The organism is Microcoleus sp. B7-D4 (assembly GCF_036705125.1).
GTDB lineage: Bacteria > Cyanobacteriota > Cyanobacteriia > Cyanobacteriales > Microcoleaceae > Microcoleus.
Genome location: NZ_JAUBTT010000039.1, coordinates 50,664 through 69,663, shown reverse-complemented (window position 1 = coordinate 69,663; position 19,000 = coordinate 50,664). Strand labels below are relative to the sequence as shown.

Below are 19,000 nucleotides of genomic sequence, written 5' to 3'. Positions count from 1 at the left end.
TGCACACTTCTCTCGATCGCCCGCTCGAATAATCCAGGTCCGTCAGCTTTTGGCGCTTATTCAGCAAGCCCTAATTACATTTGTGTCTACCGGGAAACTTCTAAAATAGTCGGGTTCTGTTTTCTCACCTTCGCACACGATTAAAAACCATCTTCTACTTTTATCTTTTCGATTGTAGTAATCAATCTTGCTTCTAGACGAACTTTTTTTACTCATGAAGTTCACCTATTAGTTCTTTAAAATTACCAATAAAAGGGATAGCGCCATACTTGCCGATAATGTAATCGCGCTCGAATGAGGCATCTTTTCCGACTTTATACTCTACCAAAGAGTACAAATCAGTAGCGCCCTTGTTATCTTTTTCGGTAAACCATATTTGATCTTTGCGAAAACTTTTACTACTGAGCAAGTTTGTGTCGTGTGTAGTGAATATAAGCTGTGCGTTGTGCGGATTAGTCTCGTTAGAATTGAATAAGCAGATTAATTCGCGAGTAATCAGCGGATGCAGTCTGGCATCAAGTTCATCAATTAATAAAATTTTTCCTGTTCTTAAAGTATCCAGGAGAATGCCTGCTAATGCAAATAGTTTGTTGGTTCCCTCGGATTCGTGCGTTTCGATATCAAATAATTCTATAGCAGCCTGTTTCCCATCAGCATCATATTTCCGGTGAACTGTTTTCACGCCTACTTCATATATACCGAACATAGCGGTTTTCTGGGAAATATACTTGTTGATTTGAATATCAGCAATCCCTAAGTCTAATTTCTTGATAAATTCAATAATATCATGTCTGTGGCGATCGTTCTCAAAAGACTCTAAAGTTGCCTCGCGGTATTGTGTATCTTGCAAGCCTGATATCAATTGCAAAGTTTTACTGAACCACAGCAATATTTTGCCAGAAATTTTACCATTAAATTGTGCGACTACAGAAAGAAATAAAGCATTAATTCGGGTTTTATCGCTAATGCCTTGTCCCTCTGGGAAATCATCTAATATATAATTATCAAAATCCCGTTCAAAAATCATTTTTTCTTCACTGTCATCGGCTTGAAATAGCCACTCAGAAACAACTTCCCGCGCGTTCACCTCAAAACCGTACCTAAAAGTTTTGTCTTCTAGTAGAAAAACGATTTCAAAGAAAGACGGCTCTTTTTCTGTCTCCGTACTTAGCCTGAATGCTTCAATATCGATCGCGTCTGAAACTTGCGTTTCTTTGGATGAGTTGAGGACAAACCATTTCATAAAGTAAATTGCAGCAACAATGTTGCTCTTACCACTGGCGTTAGCTCCATAAATAGCAGCACTTTTGAGTAAGCTTAACTTATCATTAATGGGGAATACATTATTTTCGTCCAGCTCTTTCTCTTCCTCAGTAATTGACGAAGCTACCATGCTGAGGGTGACAGTTTCTTTAAAAGATTTGTAGTTGCCGACGCTGAATCCAATCAGCATAACTTGCCTCCGATCGCCTAAATTAGTATAACGTGCAAATTTTGCAATTCTTTCTATAATAACACAACCAGCTACCTCAGCTAACACCAAGTGCTAACCATGCGAATTCTCCAAATTATCCCCTCAATTTCCCTCGTCTACGGCGGGCCGAGTCAAATGGTACTCGGACTGTCTGCGGCCCTCGCGGCAAAAAACATTGATGTGACGATTATCACCACAGATTCTAACGGAGATATCGGTCAACTTCCCTTAGATGTTCCTCTAAATCAACCAATACAACAAAACGGCTATCAGATTATTTATTTCCGCTGTTCTCCGTTTCGTAGATATAAGTTTTCTCTCTCGTTATTGCAGTGGTTGAATCAAAATGCGCGACAATTTGACCTCGCTCACATTCACGCTCTTTTCTCGCCAGTAACTACCCTCGCTGCTACAATTGCTAGATATCACAAGTTGCCATATATTATGCGTCCCTGCGGTATGCTTGACCCCGCCGACTTGCAGAAAAAAAAGCGCTTGAAACAGATTTATGCCACGCTTTTAGAACGCCCTAATTTAGCAGGGGCAGCAGCAATTCACTTCACAAGTAAAGAAGAGGCTAAAATCTCAGAAAGATTTGGTTTGGGTAGCACAGGCAAGATGCCTGTGCCACGGGATTTGGACTTCACAGGCAAGATGCCTGTGCCACGGGCTTTGGACTTCACAGGCAAGATGCCTGTGCCACGGGATTTGGACTTCACAGGCAAGATGCCTGTGCCACTGGATTTGGACTCCACAGGCAAGATGCCTGTGCCACGGGATTTGGACTGCACAGGCATCTTGCCTGTGCCACTGGATTTGGACTCCACAGGCAAGATGCCTGTGCCACGGGATTTGGACTCCACAGGCAAGATGCCTGTGCCACTGGATTTGGACTCCACAGGCAAGATGCCTGTGCCACGGGATTTGGACTTCACAGGCAAGATGCCTGTGCCACTGGATTTGGTGATTCCATTGGGGGTGACAGCAGGTTTGTTTCCTAAGAGATTGCGGGAATCTGAAGTGCCAATCATCTTATTTATGTCGCGAATTGAACCGAAAAAAGGGCTGGATTTGTTAATTCCAGCATTAGAAAGTATTTTGGCATCGGGCATGGAGTTTCACTTTATTTTAGCTGGTTCAAATCCCCAAGATGCTGATTATGAAACACAAATTAAAGTACAAATTCATAATTCACGCTTAGCAAAATACACAACAATAACTGGCTTTGTGAGCGGTGATTTAAAAGTTGAACTATTGACAAAAGCCGACTTATTTGTATTGCCTTCTTATTACGAAAACTTTGGCATTGCTGTAGCAGAAGCGATGGCCGCCGGTGTACCTGTCGCGATTTCCGATCGCATACATATTGCGGAAGACATACAGCAAGCAGAAGCTGGTTGGGTGGGGCCTTTGGAAGTAGGGGCGATCGCCAATTCAATCAAATCAGCACTTCTCAATCCACAGGAATGCCAACGCCGGGGATTGAACGGCCAAGAGTATGCCAAAAAGCATTATAACTGGGAGGCGATCGCCCAACAAACCATCGATGCTTACCAGCAGATTTTGTCATCTATAGCAGAAGGAAGAAGCAAGAAGGAAAAAGCAAGAAGGAAGAAGCAATAAAATCCATCATTTCAGCCATTAACAACGTCCTAACCGTCTTGGCGGTTCCTATATTGACTAATGCAACAGCCATTTACCTTTTACTTCTTCTCCTGCTGCGAGTTCTTGTGCTGCTGCTATCAGAATATGCAGGCAATATTTTTTCAACGCTGCTATTGCTTTTAACATCAGTAGACTCAGAGTTTGAGGTAGCAGTCGGGGATTTTCTTCTAATTATAATCGGAACATTAACAGAGCGACCGCAGGGTCTGCCGAAGGAGTCTATGTTCCTTCGATAATCGCATATTGCAGACTCTGCACTCGGTTCTTGACAATCATTAATAAAGCTTTGCGCTAATTTGTAATTATTTCCGTCTCCCTGCTTTAAGAAAAGTTCTCCCGCTTGTTGAAAATCTGATACGGCTGGCGATTTTGTTCCCAACATACAGCGAATAGCACCTCGTTCCAAATAAGCCAAAGCATAATTAGGATTAACGCGAATAGCTTGTTCGTAATCCCCGATCGCCTGTTGCTTGTTTCCCAATTCATAGTATGCTTGAGCGCGACCGAAATAAGCTTCTGCCAAGTTAGGATTAAATTGCAGCGCTCGCTCGTAATTGTAAATTGCCTGCTGCTTGTTTCCCTGTTTTGACGTAGCAATCCCCAATCCGAGGTAAGCTTGAGGTATGTTGGGATTCAGCGTTAAAGCTTGAGTAAAATTTGCGATCGCCCCCGGAACATCTCCCTTTTGAACTTTCAAAGAACCTTGGTTGCTAAAATTTGCAGCTTTTTGAGAGATCGCAACTCTTTGACTGATCACAGCGTGATTGGCTCGGTAATTAGATAACTTATTTTGAGCTAGATTATAAACAGGTGTACGTGAATCTATCGCTTCTAAAAGTGCGATCGCCTGTTGCCATTTACTTTGCGACTGCTGCCAAACTTCGATCGGATGAGGCGGTTTTTGCACAACCACAGCAGCTTCCATCGCCAATTTTTGAGCCGTTGCTAGACTTTCTGCCGCCTGTAAGTTTTGCTGTACAGGAACCAAACTCGGGCGCAGTTTAAGCAAATCAGCTCTAGCTTGTTGATATCCAAAGCCGGGAAAGTTAGGAATTTTCTCTAAATTCGCGATCGTTTCTTTAAGTCGTTTATCGAAACTTCTGAGCAGATTTACATCGGTGGCTTTCCCTGCATTCTGCGTTTCCACTGCCAGTATTTTCGCTTGCTTCAGCGTTTCATTTCCCGATCGCATAAACGCGATCGTCCCTACACTTGTTCCCAACACCAAAACCCCTAAACCTGCTAATAAAGCTGCGGGTATTTTGCGACTTCGCGAATTATTATTAACTTGATTGTTAATTCGTGATGGCTGTACCCTTCGAGTCTGACGAGAGTGTTCCGCTTCCGGTTCTGAATCCACCTCCAAATCCCAAGCCGGCAACTGCAAATCATCTGCTGCTGTTCCCGCTGTCAACTCGCTACTCATGGGAGAAATATTATTGCTATTTCCGCTGTAATACTTGTCCACCAAACTCTGCAATCCTGCCTGATATCCTTCTCCTACCGCCTGAAATCTCCACTGTCCATTCTTTTTATACAAACGACCAAACTCTACAGCACTCTCTCGCGAAAAATTCTCTTTTAATTCATACCGAACCAGTTCGCTTCCCGTATCCAAATTGGTAATTTTGATAAAAGCATTTTTGATCTCGCTAAAATTGGCTTTAATTTTATCTGCTTCATGAATAGTGACCGCAAAAGTTATTTCCTCAATTTCAGGATTAATTTTCTCTAAAATAATGCCGTAAATAGTCTTCTTTTCTTGACCTCGGTTATTTTTGTCAGGAATCGATTGCAGCACCGAACCGTCACAGGATTGCAGATTATTGTAAAAGATAAAATATTTATCGTTAGGTATTTTGCCGTCAGCACCTAGCATAAAAGCAGAGACATCAATCTCGTAGCTTTGTCCTGCCTCTGTCACCTGCCAACCGAGGGCGATCGCCATTTTTTTTAAACCGGGCGCTTCTTTAGAGATATTAAATCTCTCACCCTTACTTAATTGCATTGCCATCTGCTTATTTGTTTAAGATAAAAATTTATACTACTCATCTTAAGGTTAAGTGGCATAAGAAGTTCTTTAATTAATGAAATTTAACAGAGTTTCTCTAATCGCAGGCTTGATTAAAAATATCTGGTGTCTGTATCTGAATTTATTGAGATTTACTTAGAGAGAATTACCTAAGTGAAAACCGGGCTTTCTTCCCAAGCGGTTTCTACAATTGAACTTAATTTGACATTGGTTTGGAGCATTTTCAAAACAAGGTAGCAAGTTAACAAAGTTACCAAATGCTCCAGACGAGACTGTTCCGCTTCCGGTTCTGGCTTCACCTCCAACTCCCCAGCCGGGAACTGCAAATCATCTGCTGCTGTGACCGCTGCCAACTCGTGATTAATTGGAGCAATATTATTACTACTTTAGCTGCAATACTTGTCAACAAAACTCTGCAATCCTGCCTGATATCCTGCTCCTACCGCCTGAAATCTCCACTCTCCATTCTTTCTATACAAACGACCAAATTCTACAGCAGTCTCTCGCGAAAAATTCTCTTTTAATTCATACCGAACCAGTTCGCTTCCCGTATCCAAATTGATAATTTTGATAAAAGCATTTTTGATATTGCTAAAATTTGCCTGGATTTTCTCTGCTTCGTGAATAGTGACAACAAAAGTTATTTCCTCAATTTCAGGATTAACTCTTTCTAAGATAACGCCGTAAATAGTCTTATTCTCTTGACTTCGGTTGTTTTTCTCAGGAATCGATTGCAGTACCGAACTGTCAAAGGATTGCAGATTATTGTAAAAGATAAAATATTTATCGTTAGGTATTTTGCCGTCAGCACCTAGCATAAAGGCAGAGACATCTATCTCGTAGCTTTGTCCTGCCTCTGTCACCTGCCAACCGAGGGCGATCGCCATTTTTTTTATACCGGGCGCTTCTTTAGAAATATTAAATCTCTCACCCTTACTTAATTGCATTGCCATCTGCTTATTTGTTAAACATCAAACTTTATAGCGTTAATGTTAATATTAAGTGGGACAATAAGTTTTCTTCTTTAAGAAAACTTAATATTTTGTCTCTAATAGTTGGCATAATTAAAAATATGTGCTATTGCTCTCCGAATTTATTGAGATTTACTGAGAGAGAATTACGTAAGCAAAAACCGGGCTTTCTAAAAAACCCGGTTTCGGCAATTGAACTTAATTTGACTCTAATTTTGAGCATTTTCAGAACTAGGTGGCAGCGTCACAAAATTACCAAAAGCTCCAACCGTTTGATAGCTTTTTTTGCCCAGTTCAGTTGTATAAATGCTGACAACGCCTAAATTCTGACGCTGCGTTGTATTGTCGAGCAAGCTTTCGATCGTGCCCCGCTGCGAAGTCAGCAAATTCTTGCAACTGCCGATCAAAGTATCTGTAATGCCGCCCAAAGCTTTCGGCACGCGAGAATCTTTGCACACAGTGTTTTCCAACTCGGTTTGGAGTACGCCGGAAGCATAAGTTAGGTATTGATCTCTCCCAGGATTTGTAAATGCCATGCCGGCAGCCAGAAGAGTCAGGGCGATCGCGACTTTTCCCACATTGCCGAAAAAATTAGAAGTTGGCTTCTTAGTATTCATTGCGTTATCAATAATCATTTTTTTTAGCCCCGTTGATTTATAAGCTTCTCTTGATTTAAACTACACCTCCCCAGATACAGATTTCCGAAAGGAGGGGACAGTTTTTAGATTGGAGGCGAGTTGCGAGTAAGTCTCTCACTGGTTTACCTTCCTTTTACGTTTCCCCCTCCCTCAAATCCGGTAAATTTTCAACAAAACATTTAGCTGGTTCCCAAGCAGAGCCTGGGGACGACGAAACTTAGTTTCGCTTTGATTTTTGCCGATCGATCTCCCGCTGCAACTCTTCAATCTGACGGCGCAAAGCCTCCGTCTCACTGTTAGGCGTTTGGGACTTCACATCAACCGCACCCTCAGCTACAGCCCGCTTGTAGTTCCCCAGCTTAATTTGGCGGTATTCTTCGGAACTTGCCCAGTCTCGCAAATACCGCAGGCGTTCCACGGGGAAAGGGTGACTCAGCATCACACCTTGACCGCCGTTGTAAAGTAAAAACTTATACACTTGGTTGAGATTGTCTCGATCGAGCTCTTGATAGTTGTCAGACTGGCGGATAAATTCTTGCAAACTGCATTGGTCAGCATATTTACTGCTAACTCCCGCAAGTTGCATCATCGTCTTCATCACACTGTTCAAGTCATCCGTCACCAACAAAGCCGCCCGATCCGCCGACAATTCTGCCTTGCGCCGCCACTCGTAAAAAGCGAAAATTAAACCGCTACCGACCATATTTCCCAGCCCGAAAGTCATCTCGCCAATTGTCGATGCCACGCTCATCGCCCACATCGCCATTTGATTTAAAGTTGGATGACCGCATTTAATGTGTCCCAACTCGTGAGCCAATACTACCCTAATTTCTGACTCTTCTAATAAGTCTAAAAGACCAGTGTTTAATACTACATAAGGTTGGTTTTTTCCCAGGGCATAGCTGTTAACTGAGGGATTCTGAGAAACAAACAAACCTGGTTCTGGAAAAACATCTAAAGCCTGCACGCACTCGCGAAATATATGATAAATGCTGGCATATTGGCGTGGGCCGACTTGAATGCTATTTCCCATTAGGTAAACGAATTGCGGTCGTTCGTAGATAAATTCTACAAATTTGCTGGCAATTAAGTCAAATCCAGGCACGCTTCGCAGCGCTTCCTCAGCTTGGCGATCGAGGGGATGCTGAAATGCTTCGCTAGAAATTCCCGTATAAGTAGGCATAGTTGTTGCAAAAGTTACATTTAAGATATCAGTAATGCCATCGCTGCGGGTGCTAGCTGGCGCCTGACTTATCAATCTTATCTTGACAAATATTCAACTGTTGTGGAACAGGGTGGAAAGCCTGTTCAAATTAGCGTTAAAATTGTGGTTCTGGTACAGGCGCGATCGACAAACATCTTTCACAGTGCCTGTGTATCGCCTCACCCCAAAATTGGAACGTGCAAAAATGGCTATCCTGCAACTCGAAAACGGTACAACCTACACTCAACAAAGCGACATTACCCGAGAACTCGCTTCCTTAAACATTCAACTCAACCGCTGGCCCGTGGGTGACAGCGCTGAAATTCAAAATTTGTTAGCTAAAGATGCTCTTGACGACAATCAAAAAGAGCAAGTGCTGCAAGGCCTCGACGGCTACTTTCAACAACTCAAGGAAACGGCAGGCTATCAATCGCGAGACTTAATTGTACTGCACCCAGACATTCCCAACCTCGACACCTTGCTGTCCAAATTCAACAAGTGCCACATCCACGCCGATGATGAAGTCCGCTATATCGTAGCAGGCGAGGGCATTTTCGGCTTCGTGCGGCCCGACGGTAGCCAAGTCGAACTCACTGTGCAGCCGGAAGAATTTATCAACGTGCCGGCGAATACAGAACACTGGTTTTATTTGACAGCAGCCCGGAAAATTAAAGCGGTGCGCTATTTTACCACGCAAGAAGGCTGGACGCCGGAGTATACCGATACGGAAATTCGATCGGGCTTAGCCATCGTTTAAATATGCCAGCTAAAGATAAGTTTCATGAACTCGTCAAGACTGCCCTCCAAAATCAGGATTGGACAATTACTCATGATCCTTATCATATCGATCTGGGATTTGTTGATTTTTATATCGATCTGGGTGCAGAACAGTTATTAGCAGCGACAAAGGATAATGAAAAAATTGCGGTTGAAATCAAAACGTTTTTGGCACCCTCGACGATTTCAGAATTTCATACCGCAGTGGGACAATTTATTAACTATCGGATTGCATTAGAAGATGACGATCCCGATAGAACTCTTTACTTGGCAATTCCATTAGATATTTACAAAAGATTTTTCAAATACTCATTTATTCAAAGGGTGATTGAACGCAATCAAATTCCGCTTTTAGTTTACGATACCGAAAAAGAGGAGATTTCTCAATGGATAAAGTAAGTTTGTATCGTCAATATATTCAGGAGTTGCTAACTGAGCGATCCCAGCGACGATCGCCTAGCGATCCAGTTTCCAGCGAGACGATTTTCGATCTGGTAAAGGATCGCTATCAACTTGTAAATGTGGGTTGGAAAAACGGTAGCACTCGGATTTATGGCTGTGTGATTCATGTAGATATTAAAGATGGGAAAATTTGGGTGCAGCATGACGGGACTGAAGAAGCGATCGCCGATCAGTTAGTAGCACGAGGTGTCCCATCCCAGGAAATTGTGCTAGCCTATCATGCACCTCATGTCCGACAATACACCGAATTTGCAGTTGGTTGATCCAGCCTCAAACTTTGTGATTTACAGATCGCAATATGCTCAAAGCAACCGCCTCCGCCACCTTAATCCCATCAATCCCCGCCGACAGGATTCCACCCGCATATCCTGCACCTTCCCCAGCAGGATAAAGGCCTTCTGTATTCAAACTCTGATAATCTTCCTTGCGTTTAATCCGAATTGGTGAAGAAGTGCGCGTTTCCACCCCAGTCAAAACCGCATCATCCATCGCAAATCCTTTAATCTGTTTGTCAAAAGCCGGAAGTGCTTCGCGGATAGCTGCGATCGCATAATCTGGCAAACTTTCGCTCAAATCAGTCATCACAACTCCCGGCGTATAAGACGGCTGCACACTGCCTAGCGCCGTGGAAGGGCGATTCGCCAAAAAATCACCCACAAGCTGCCCAGGGGCGTTGTAAGTGCCACCTCCTAACTCAAATGCCCGTTCTTCTAGGCGACGCTGAAACTCAATTCCTGCTAAGGGATGACCGGGATAATCCTCCGGCGTGATACCCACCACAATCCCGCTGTTAGCATTGCGTTCATTGCGAGAATATTGACTCATCCCATTAGTAACAAGTCGCCCCGGTTCTGACGCAGCCGCCACTACCAAACCACCGGGACACATACAGAAACTATACACAGAACGATTGTTTTGGCAATGGTGAACCAGTTTGTAATCGGCGGCACCCAAAAGCTTATGGCCCGCGCGATCGCCAAAACGACAGCGATCGATCGTAGTCTGCGGATGTTCCACCCGAAAACCAATGGAAAAAGGTTTAGCCTCGATGTAAACCCCGCGCGAAAACAACATTTCAAAAGTATCGCGGGCGCTGTGCCCCACCGCCAGAACTATATAATTACTAGCAATATATTCTCCACTGGCGAGGGTAAGTCCCTGCACTTTTCCATTTTCGATGTGGATATCTTCTACACGAGTTTGAAACCGAATTTCTCCGCCTAATGATTCAATTTGGGCGCGAATGCTTTGGACAATTCCCACCAGTTTGAACGTGCCAATATGCGGTTTGTTAATATATAAAATTTCCGGTGAAGCTCCCGCATTCACAAGTTCCGTCAGCACCTTGCGTCCATAATGCTGAGGATCTTTAACTTGGCTGTAGAGTTTGCCATCGGAAAAAGTACCCGCACCACCTTCGCCAAACTGGGCGTTAGATTCTGGGTTGAATTCTGCTTTTTTCTTCCAAAATCCAAACGTGTCAACCGTGCGATCGCGGACTGCTTTTCCGCGTTCTAAAAGGATAGGGCGAAACCCCATTTGTGCCAGCATCAGACCTGCAAACATACCGCACGGCCCTGTACCAATCACAATGGGGCGAATCGTCAAATTGCTGGGGGCTTTGGCTACCAAGCGATAACTCGTATCTGGCGTCACCATCACATGAGGATCTTTTTTGAAGCGTTGGAGAAGTTGCTTTTCCTGTGTCGTCTCTACATCCACAATATAGACAAGGAGGATTTCTGCTTTTTTACGAGCATCGTAGCTGCGCTTGAAGATGGAATAGCCGAGTAATTCTTCGGGGGGAATTTGCAGCTTTTTGAGAAGGGCACTGGCGATCGCATCTTGAGGATGATCTAAGGGGAGTTTTATTTCAGTTATTCTTAACATATAGTGGAAGGAAGAAGGAAGAAGGAAGAAGGAAGAAGGAAAGAGGAAGAAGGAAGGAAGAAAGAAGAATAAAAATCCCGAACAGAAGTATTATAACTATTTAACCGGAGATCCTACGGGCGATCGTCCTCGGTCGAGCAATTTTTGATTTTTGAGTGGATAATTGCAGAAGCGTTATAATAAATAAAAAATTAAGTTTTGTAAAGACCCTTGACTGCAACATTTACACCCAAAAACAGCCGCACCTGGCACGCTCTCAACCCCCTGTGGCAAGGAGCCGAAGACGCAGTACAGAAGGGTTTGCCCCACACCAAGCTCGCACCGGCGTGGCAAATACTGCTCCTGGGCGACGGTTCTCCCACCCGTCACCTGCAACTGCTGACAGGGGAACCCACAGAAGTAGATGTGATCGATATGTCTTTAGTGGGTGAAGACGCAGACGGCGCACCAGAGCAAATTGTCGCGGTTCCGGGGCCGCGCCTGCGGCGACAAGTGTGGCTGCGGACTGCTTCGGGACAGCGCTTGGCCTATGCTACTTCTTGGTGGGAAGCGAGCCACGTAGACGAATATTTACAAAATAAATCTTTGCCAATTTGGGCTAGTTTAGCGAGGCTGCGGACAGAATTGTATCGCGATGTGCAGGGCATTTATTGCGGTAATTCCGTGGCTTTGGAGTCAGCTTTTGAACAGTCGGGGCCTTTTTGGGGGCGACACTATTTGTTTTGGCATCATGGTAAGCCCTTGACGCTGATTTATGAGGTGTTTTCTCCTTATTTAACTAAGTATTTGGGGCCGATGCAATTGGATGTTGATTGAGACTGAGATATTGCACCATTATCAAGAACAGGCAAGATGCCTGTTCCACAAGAAAATTCACTCTTTGTGGAACAGGCATCTTGCCTGTTCATAAAAAGCTTATTGAGAATGGTGCAAGATTTCAGTCTCAACTGAGATATTGCACCATTCTCAATAAGGCTTTCAGGGCGGGCTAGAAGCAACGGCCCACAAGAAAATTTACCGATTGTGGAACAGGCATCTTGCCTGTTCTTAAGAATTGTTCCGCCGAAATTTCACTCGCAAACCGTCGCGGGGATGCGGAGTCGGTACTCGGATTAAATTCAAATCTTGATCCGGTAAAAGCTCCCATTCAAACTCCCGAACAATCTTTGCCGCAAACAACTTCATCTCTAACCGGGCAAATTCTTTGCCCAAACATTCTCGCAAACCGCCACCAAATGGCACGTAACTGAACGGTTTAGCCGATCGATCCGAGCTAAATCGATCGGGGTCGAATCGATCGGGTTCGGGATAAACGGCGCTATCCTGATGCGTCTGATTGATTTGATAAAGTACCATCCAACCCTTGGGAATTTCGTAGCCGCCGAACTCGCAAGCATTAATTACCTGCCGAAAGCCGCCTCCCACTGGCGGAACCAACCGCAGCACTTCTCGCATAACTTGCTCTAAATAAGTCATTTGTTTGAGTTGTTCCAAGGTTAGCGGTTCAGTTGGGGGGAACTGCTGCTGTTCGGCGCGGACTTTTGCCATCACATCGGGATTTTGAGATAGCAGAAGACAAAAAGAGGCGATCGCCGAAGTTAAAGTTTCGTGTCCTGCAAACAGCAGCAACAGCACTTGATCTTTTAACTCCTCCAAACTCAAACTATTTCCCTCGTCATCGCGAGCCGAAATCAGCAAACTCAAAGCATCCTTGTCGCTAGGGGTTCCTTGCTGGCGATCTATAATAATCTTTTCAAGTTCTGCCAACAGCAGCTTTCGGCACTTTTTCGCCTTGCCAAACTGACTCCAAGGCACATCTAAAGGAATCGAAAATAAACCATTGCACCACGTTTCAAAATAATGTCCTAGCGCCGTTTCCGAACCATTATCAATCCCTACTAACAACTTACCCGCAACATCAAAAGTATAATTCCTCAGTTCGGGATACCAAGTCATGGTTTCCATTCTGGCCCATTTTTCCAAATAGCGCTGAGTGATATCTTCCATCTCGCCGATGTAGCCTGCCAGAGCTCGCGGCCCAAACGCTTGGTACAACAACTTGCGGCGATTTTGGTGGTTAGCACCCGTTTGCAACGCCAAGGAAAGTGGCCCTAAAAGCGCTTTCGTGCTGGCAGGCCAAGTCACAGCAAAATATTGGTTTTCATTGCTTAAAACAAACAAATTAGCCTCTTGGCCACACACAAACACGGTAGGCTGTCCGAAAATGCTGGTTTTGAAAAGGGGCCCGTACTGCTGGTGGCGTTTTTTGGCAAATTGGGAATCTTGCAAAAAGTTGATAGTATCGCCAATTAGGGGTAAACCGAAACTGCCGGGAGGTAATGCCATTTTAGATTTTAGATTTTAGATTTTAGATTTTTAATATCATATCAATTTTAGTTGGAGGGTGGGCAATACGCAGCAGACAAATTTCTGGTAAAATAACTTTTCTCTGTGTGTAGCCTGTAGGGTGCGTCTTTAGATTTTAGATTTTAGATTTTAGATTTTAGATTTTAGATTTTAGATTTTTAATATCAATTTTCGTTGTCTCGTTCATATTGTCAACCCGACCACTTTCTGGTAAAATAAGTTTTATATGTTGGCGTTTGTAGGGTGCGTGTGTCTTAAGGTTAGTACAAAAAACTCATGTCTTTCCAAGTGATGCACCTTAGTATTTTGGCCAAAAAACCAATTTAATTTTTTGTTTTTTTAATCGGAATCTCGATGATAAATTCAGTGCCTTTCCCCACCACCGAGAAACACTTGATTTCACCTTTATGTTTTTCGACAATAATTGAATGGGAAATCGCTAAACCCATCCCCGTTCCTGAACCGACCCGTTTTGTAGTATAGAACGGGTCAAATATCCGATGCTTGACTTGCTCGGTGATACCTGCACCGTTATCAGAAATTCTAATCACAGCGAGACTATCTTTTACCTCTGTACGAATGCGGATAATTCCCTGATTATCGAGCGGTTCTTGTAACACGTCAATAGCGTTGGCGATAATATTCATAAACACCTGATTCAGTAGTCCGGCGTAGCACTCCACCAGTGGCAATTGCCCGTATTCTTTAACGAGTTGAATTGCGGGGCGATCTGGCTGAACTTTCAGACGGTGTTCTAAAATCATCAATGTGCTGTCGATGCCTTCGTGAATGTTAACCTTTTTCATGTCAGATTCATCGAGGCGAGAGAAATTCCGCAAACTCCGCACGATATCCCGGATGCGAGTAGCTCCCACCTGCATAGAAGACAGCATTTTAGGCAAGTCCTCTAGCACAAAATCCAGTTCTAAAACTTCTATTTCCTCCTGGATCGCTGGAGAAGGTTCCGGGTATTCATCTCGATACATTTGCACCAGTTTCATCAGGCTCCTGGTGTATTCTTCTGTGTAGGTAAGATTGCCGAAGATAAAGCTAACCGGGTTATTGATTTCGTGGGCAATTCCTGCTACCATCTGACCGAGACTCGACATTTTTTCGGCCTGCACGAGCTGAGTTTGAGCAAGCTTAAGTTCGCACAGAGTTACTTCGAGTTTGGCTGCTTGTTCTTGCGCTATCCGGGCTGAATCAACGCTTTTAGTGTAGAGTTCCGCTTGACTGATGGCGATCGACAATTGATCGCAAATTGCCGATAGCAACTCCACTTCGTCTTTGGTCCACCTGTGCACCTCGCGGCAAGAAGTGCAGCCAACAACTCCAGTTAAACCCCCTGCACTCTTAACCGGAAAATCCAAGACAGACTTGTAACCCACCTGCAAAAAGAATTCCCTTTCTACTGGATCGCTGAAAGTTGCCACATCATCTATTTGATACATTTCCAAATTAGCTATCTTTTGCGCCAGCGTCCCCGTTACCTCAGCAGGGTAATAACCCAAAAGCGAGAGCAAGTCATCATTTTTAGCTTCATGGACGATATCCCAAGCGGGCGTCTCGGCATCGGGCGTATACCACATAAACAGGCAGCGATCGAGTTGCAGCAAGTCGCGAATTTGCCGCACAGTTGTTGCCAAGATAGTATCTAAATCTAGAGAAGCGCGGATTTGACTGCCTAGCTGGTTGAGCAATTTTTGCTGCATTGCTGCTGCTTTTGATTCGGCGGCGGCGAGGCGAGATTTTTCGTAAAGTTCGGCTTGATTAATGGCGATCGCCAATTGAGTTCCTACTGCCATTAACAGTTCCACTTCTTCGTCTCTCCACAGCCGCACCCCGCTGCAAGCACCGCAGAGGATCGCGCCAATTTGACCCGACTGTGTTTGAAGGGGAATGTCCAGCAGAGAATTGAGCCCTACAGACATTAAAAATTCCCGTTCGGCTGGATCGGTTAATGCCTCAACATCGTCGATCTGAATTATTTCCAAATTGGCAATCCGATCAGCGATAGAAGCAGTTGGCTCGACAGGATATAAACCCAAACGCGAGGGCAAATCGGCATTCTTTGCCTCGTATCTCACATTCCAAACCGGCGGCGAAGCGTCGGGTAAATACCAGATAAACTGACAGCGATCGAGCAGGAGCAAGTCGCGAATTTGCTGCACAGTTGTCGCCAAAATAGTATCTAAATCCAGAGATTGGCGGATATTGCTAGCTAGCTGGTTCAGCAGCGCTTCCTGCTCAGCTAATTTGCGGAATCTCGCTTCCGACTTTTGCAACTGTCTTTGAGCTTCTTTTTGTTTTGTAACGTCCAAACCCAAACCGATTAAGCCGATCGCGTTACCACAATCATCTTTGACCTTAGTTTTAATTGTGTCAAACTGGTGATAGTCACCATCAGTAAGCTCTATAATTTCTTCCGTATAACATGGAATATCTTGGCTCCACGCTTGCGCGTCAGATGCCATGCAGCTAGCAGATTGTTCTAAGCCCAAAACTTCGGAATAGTGAGAGGCTGCTAAAAATCTTGATTCAGGTATAGCCACATCTTCGCAGAAAGTTTTGTTAACTAATAACATCCGCCCGCTAGCATTTGCCATCCATACCCAGATCGGAGCGTTGTCAATAATTGCCCTCAAAGTTTGCTTTTGTGTGGCGAGAGCAACTTCTGTTTGTTTGCGCTTAATCCCCAGGGCGATCGTATCGGCACTTGAGGCCAAAGCAATCAGCGTTGATTCGTTCAACTCGTGACGAGCAAACATCGCTATTACTCCCAGCAACTGATTGTCAACAATTAGCGGATATCCAGCAAAAGCCACCATTCCTTCTCGTGAGGCCCATTTTTTGTCCTTAATGCGAGGATCTTCTTGCACAGAATTAGTGATGTGAGGTTGTCGCTCCAGGGCGATTAAACCAATCTTGAACTCACCGACAGCAATGCGGCTGTGAGCGCCGTCAATATGAGTATATATCCCCGCGCTTGCTTGCAGTTGCAATACATTTTCCTCTTGATTCAGCGTCCAAATCCGAGCAAAGGCAACATCCAAATGGCGCACAACTGCATCGGCGCAATATTGCAAAGTTGCAAGCAAAGTCTGGTTTTGAGTTAGACCAATTCCCACATCTGCTGTGAATAAAGAAAGTTTCAATTGTTCTGCTAAGGCTTGTTCTGCTATTTTGCGCTCTGTAATGTCCGTAGCAGCACCGAGACGCTGCTTAATTTTTCCCTCCTCTGTTCTGCTAAACACAATTTCCCGGCTGACTAGCCAGCGCCAACAGCCTTTTTTGTCGCGCACCCGGTATTCGTACTCACCAACTTCGCCGTCGGGAGCAGTTTCCAATTCCTGCAAATATTCTGGAAATTTAGCTAAATCATCAGGGTGGATAATGGTTCGCAACAGACTGCTGCCCATTTTTTGAACTTCTTCGACGGTATAGCCCAGTGCGACATTGATTGCGCGGTTGTTGTACACATTTCGCTGCTCGATCTCGTCGTAGAGATAGAGAATATTCGGAGTAGCATTGGCAATTTGTTCGATAAAACGCTGGCTTTCTTGCAGCGCTGCTTCTGCTTTTTTGCGATCGCTAATATCGCGAGCAACTCCCACTACACCCGTGATGTTTCCAGCTCGATCGCGCAAAGGACTTTTGGTAGAAAGAACTCTCAGGATGTTGCCCTCGCTATCTTTTACTACTTCCTCGCTCGTTTCCTCAATACCAGATTGCAATATCCGGCGGTCATTTTCCACCAGCATATCTGCAATCTCCGGCGGAAATAATTCTGCATCCTTTTTGCCAATAATTTCTGATTTTGGCAAGCCAATAATGCCCGCCGCCGTAGAATTGAGCAATAGGTACCGGCTCTGAGTATCTTTGACAAAAATGCTGTCGCCTGTACTTTCGATTACGTTTTCAAACAGGATGTTGCTCTCTAGTACCGCTGCTTCTATTTCTTTGCGATCGCTGATGTCGCGAGATACGCCAACTACGCCGATAATATTTCCTTCGGCGTCTTTCCAAGGGCATTTTGTTGTTAGTAGCGTCCGATTTTCGCCATTTTTTGGTACAATTTCTTCATAATTTAAATATTCTCCCGCTGTCACGATCCTGCGGTCTGCTTCGATAATTTGCTGGGCTATTTCTGGGGGAAATAAATTTGTATCGTCCTTGCCGATCATTGCCTCCACCGATGTTGACAGCCAGTCAGCAGCAACGGAGTTAGCGATCGTGTAGCGACCTTGAATGTCCTTGACAAAAATGACATCCGGCGTACTGTCAATCACTGATCGCAAAAGAGAATTGCTTTGCTGGAGGGACTGTTGGGCGAGTTTGGGATCGGTAATGTCGCGGCCGACACCATAGATCAATTCTTCCTCGCAGAAACGGGTAGCAGTCCAGGCTATCCACTTGTAAGACCCGTTTCGACAGCGCCAGCGGTTTTCAAACCCAACGGTATTATTCCCCGCAGCAATACTTTCAGCTTCTTTTAAAGTAGTTTCGCGATCGTCGGGATGCACGAATTCAATGAAGAGTTGGCCAACCATTTCTCCTGGGGCATAGCCGAGGATTTTTTCTGCTGCTGGGTTGATGCGTTTTACATAACCGTCAAAACTAAGGACGCACAGCAGATCTAGCGAGAGGCTAAAAAAGCGATCGCCCCCGTTGGGTTCGCTGGATGGGCGATCGTTTTGGGCTGCGACAGCAGAAGCTTTTGAGCGCCCCGATACCCCCAAAAAGACAATATTGGCTATTCCCAAAAATCCCAGGGCGAGTGGGCTATCGTAGAAATTATCAGCGCTGCCAGCTACGAGCCACCCGTTTAAGACAAGCAGTACAATTATCCAAATTGAGAATACACTGCCAGGGGCGATCGTCCCTACGCTAATTTTTTTTTCATACTCCTTGCTGCCTTCTGCCTTTTCTATTCTGGTGACTGCTGCCGTAATTTTTGTCCACAACACGCGCAGTAAGTTCGAGAATTTAGTGCTTTTTGATTCTTCGATACGAACAGAAGATTTCATTTTTTTACTTTTGATCCCGTTTTACGTGTGGTGAGGCAAAATTACAATAAAGCTGTTTAAATATTGTAATATTTTCCTAGCTTGCGAAATCTAGCATTTTAAAATTTGCCTAAATCTACGCAACCCGACCATAGAATTAAGTGTATTTACGGAATTAGCGAGCAATCTCTTTTTAGCTGGGGTGGGCATTTTCTACTTTTTCCGACTCATAGAGAGAGTTTATCTATAATACTACGCTACATATTGCTGTTAGTCATTGGACATTTGGCCTAATCTAGCTAATCCTAGACGCAGAACCTAATTATGTAGGGTTCGGCTGAAGCAGCTTACCGCGTTATAGTAGCGTGTTATACCACTTTTTTCGTCCAGGAATGACCGGGTTTGATGTATGAAAATACTGCGTGGATCGCGCTGGCTGTGGGTTGAACAACCCGGAATATTAGTCAAGTTCAAGCAGGTTGAATTTGACAATAAATTATGAAGTTAAAATAAA

General features: G+C 44.4%; 14 protein-coding genes. 5 read left to right on the top strand and 9 right to left on the bottom strand.

Features of this window, described 5'->3' with window-relative positions:
* Positions 1-208: 208 nt before the first annotated feature.
* On the bottom strand, positions 209-1,453 hold the full coding sequence (locus QUB12_RS17210; protein ID WP_333142920.1) for an ATP-binding protein: 1,245 nt from the start codon (positions 1,451-1,453) through the stop codon (positions 209-211).
* A gap of 99 nt (positions 1,454-1,552) precedes the next feature.
* On the opposite strand from QUB12_RS17210, the gene QUB12_RS17205 reads away from it, so the two are divergent.
* Entirely contained in the window at positions 1,553-3,097 is a 1,545-nt protein-coding gene (locus tag QUB12_RS17205; RefSeq protein ID WP_333142921.1) for a glycosyltransferase, read from the top strand.
* Positions 3,098-3,170: 73 nt separating this feature from the next.
* Here QUB12_RS17205 and QUB12_RS17200 read toward each other — a convergent pair whose 3' ends face one another.
* The 5 genes from QUB12_RS17200 to QUB12_RS17180 all read right to left on the bottom strand — a co-directional run bounded on the left by QUB12_RS17200 (position 3,171) and on the right by QUB12_RS17180 (position 7,963).
* A complete protein-coding gene (locus QUB12_RS17200) occupies positions 3,171-5,147 on the bottom strand; it encodes a TerD family protein (protein WP_333307782.1) in 1,977 nt (658 codons plus the stop codon).
* Positions 5,148-5,320: 173 nt separating this feature from the next.
* Positions 5,321-5,524, bottom strand: coding sequence for a hypothetical protein (locus QUB12_RS17195; RefSeq protein ID WP_333142923.1), 204 nt, complete (start codon positions 5,522-5,524; stop codon positions 5,321-5,323).
* A 33-nt stretch (positions 5,525-5,557) separates the two neighbouring features.
* Positions 5,558-6,118: a TerD family protein gene (locus QUB12_RS17190; protein WP_333300566.1), complete on the bottom strand. Its 561-nt coding sequence runs from the start codon at positions 6,116-6,118 to the stop codon at positions 5,558-5,560.
* A 233-nt stretch (positions 6,119-6,351) separates the two neighbouring features.
* Entirely contained in the window at positions 6,352-6,777 is a 426-nt protein-coding gene (locus tag QUB12_RS17185; RefSeq protein ID WP_333142925.1) for a DUF4359 domain-containing protein, read from the bottom strand.
* 220 nt (positions 6,778-6,997) lie between these two features.
* Positions 6,998-7,963, bottom strand: coding sequence for a M48 family metallopeptidase (locus tag QUB12_RS17180; RefSeq protein ID WP_333142926.1), 966 nt, complete (start codon positions 7,961-7,963; stop codon positions 6,998-7,000).
* A 226-nt stretch (positions 7,964-8,189) separates the two neighbouring features.
* On the opposite strand from QUB12_RS17180, the gene QUB12_RS17175 reads away from it, so the two are divergent.
* From QUB12_RS17175 to QUB12_RS17165, 3 genes are read left to right on the top strand one after another with little or no spacing between them, the layout of a single operon-like run.
* Positions 8,190-8,741, top strand: a complete 552-nt coding sequence (locus tag QUB12_RS17175; protein WP_333142980.1) for an acireductone dioxygenase — start codon at positions 8,190-8,192, stop codon at positions 8,739-8,741.
* Between the two features lie 2 nt (positions 8,742-8,743).
* Positions 8,744-9,160 (top strand): XisH family protein, encoded by a 417-nt coding sequence (locus QUB12_RS17170; protein WP_333142927.1) that lies wholly within the window; start codon positions 8,744-8,746, stop codon positions 9,158-9,160.
* A complete protein-coding gene (locus QUB12_RS17165; RefSeq protein ID WP_333142928.1) occupies positions 9,148-9,486 on the top strand; it encodes a XisI protein in 339 nt (112 codons plus the stop codon). Before QUB12_RS17170 ends, QUB12_RS17165 begins: the two co-directional genes overlap by 13 nt.
* Before the next feature lie 7 nt (positions 9,487-9,493).
* Here QUB12_RS17165 and QUB12_RS17160 read toward each other — a convergent pair whose 3' ends face one another.
* A complete protein-coding gene (locus QUB12_RS17160) occupies positions 9,494-11,113 on the bottom strand; it encodes an NAD(P)/FAD-dependent oxidoreductase (RefSeq protein ID WP_333307781.1) in 1,620 nt (539 codons plus the stop codon).
* A 210-nt stretch (positions 11,114-11,323) separates the two neighbouring features.
* Here QUB12_RS17160 and QUB12_RS17155 point away from each other — a divergent pair, with 210 nt between their 5' ends.
* Positions 11,324-11,929, top strand: a complete 606-nt coding sequence (locus QUB12_RS17155) for a chorismate lyase (RefSeq protein WP_333142930.1) — start codon at positions 11,324-11,326, stop codon at positions 11,927-11,929.
* A gap of 231 nt (positions 11,930-12,160) precedes the next feature.
* Here QUB12_RS17155 and QUB12_RS17150 read toward each other — a convergent pair whose 3' ends face one another.
* Entirely contained in the window at positions 12,161-13,459 is a 1,299-nt protein-coding gene (locus QUB12_RS17150; protein WP_333307779.1) for a cytochrome P450, read from the bottom strand.
* Positions 13,460-13,803: 344 nt separating this feature from the next.
* Positions 13,804-18,507: a PAS domain S-box protein gene (locus QUB12_RS17145; RefSeq protein WP_333307778.1), complete on the bottom strand. Its 4,704-nt coding sequence runs from the start codon at positions 18,505-18,507 to the stop codon at positions 13,804-13,806.
* Positions 18,508-19,000 lie beyond the last annotated feature (493 nt).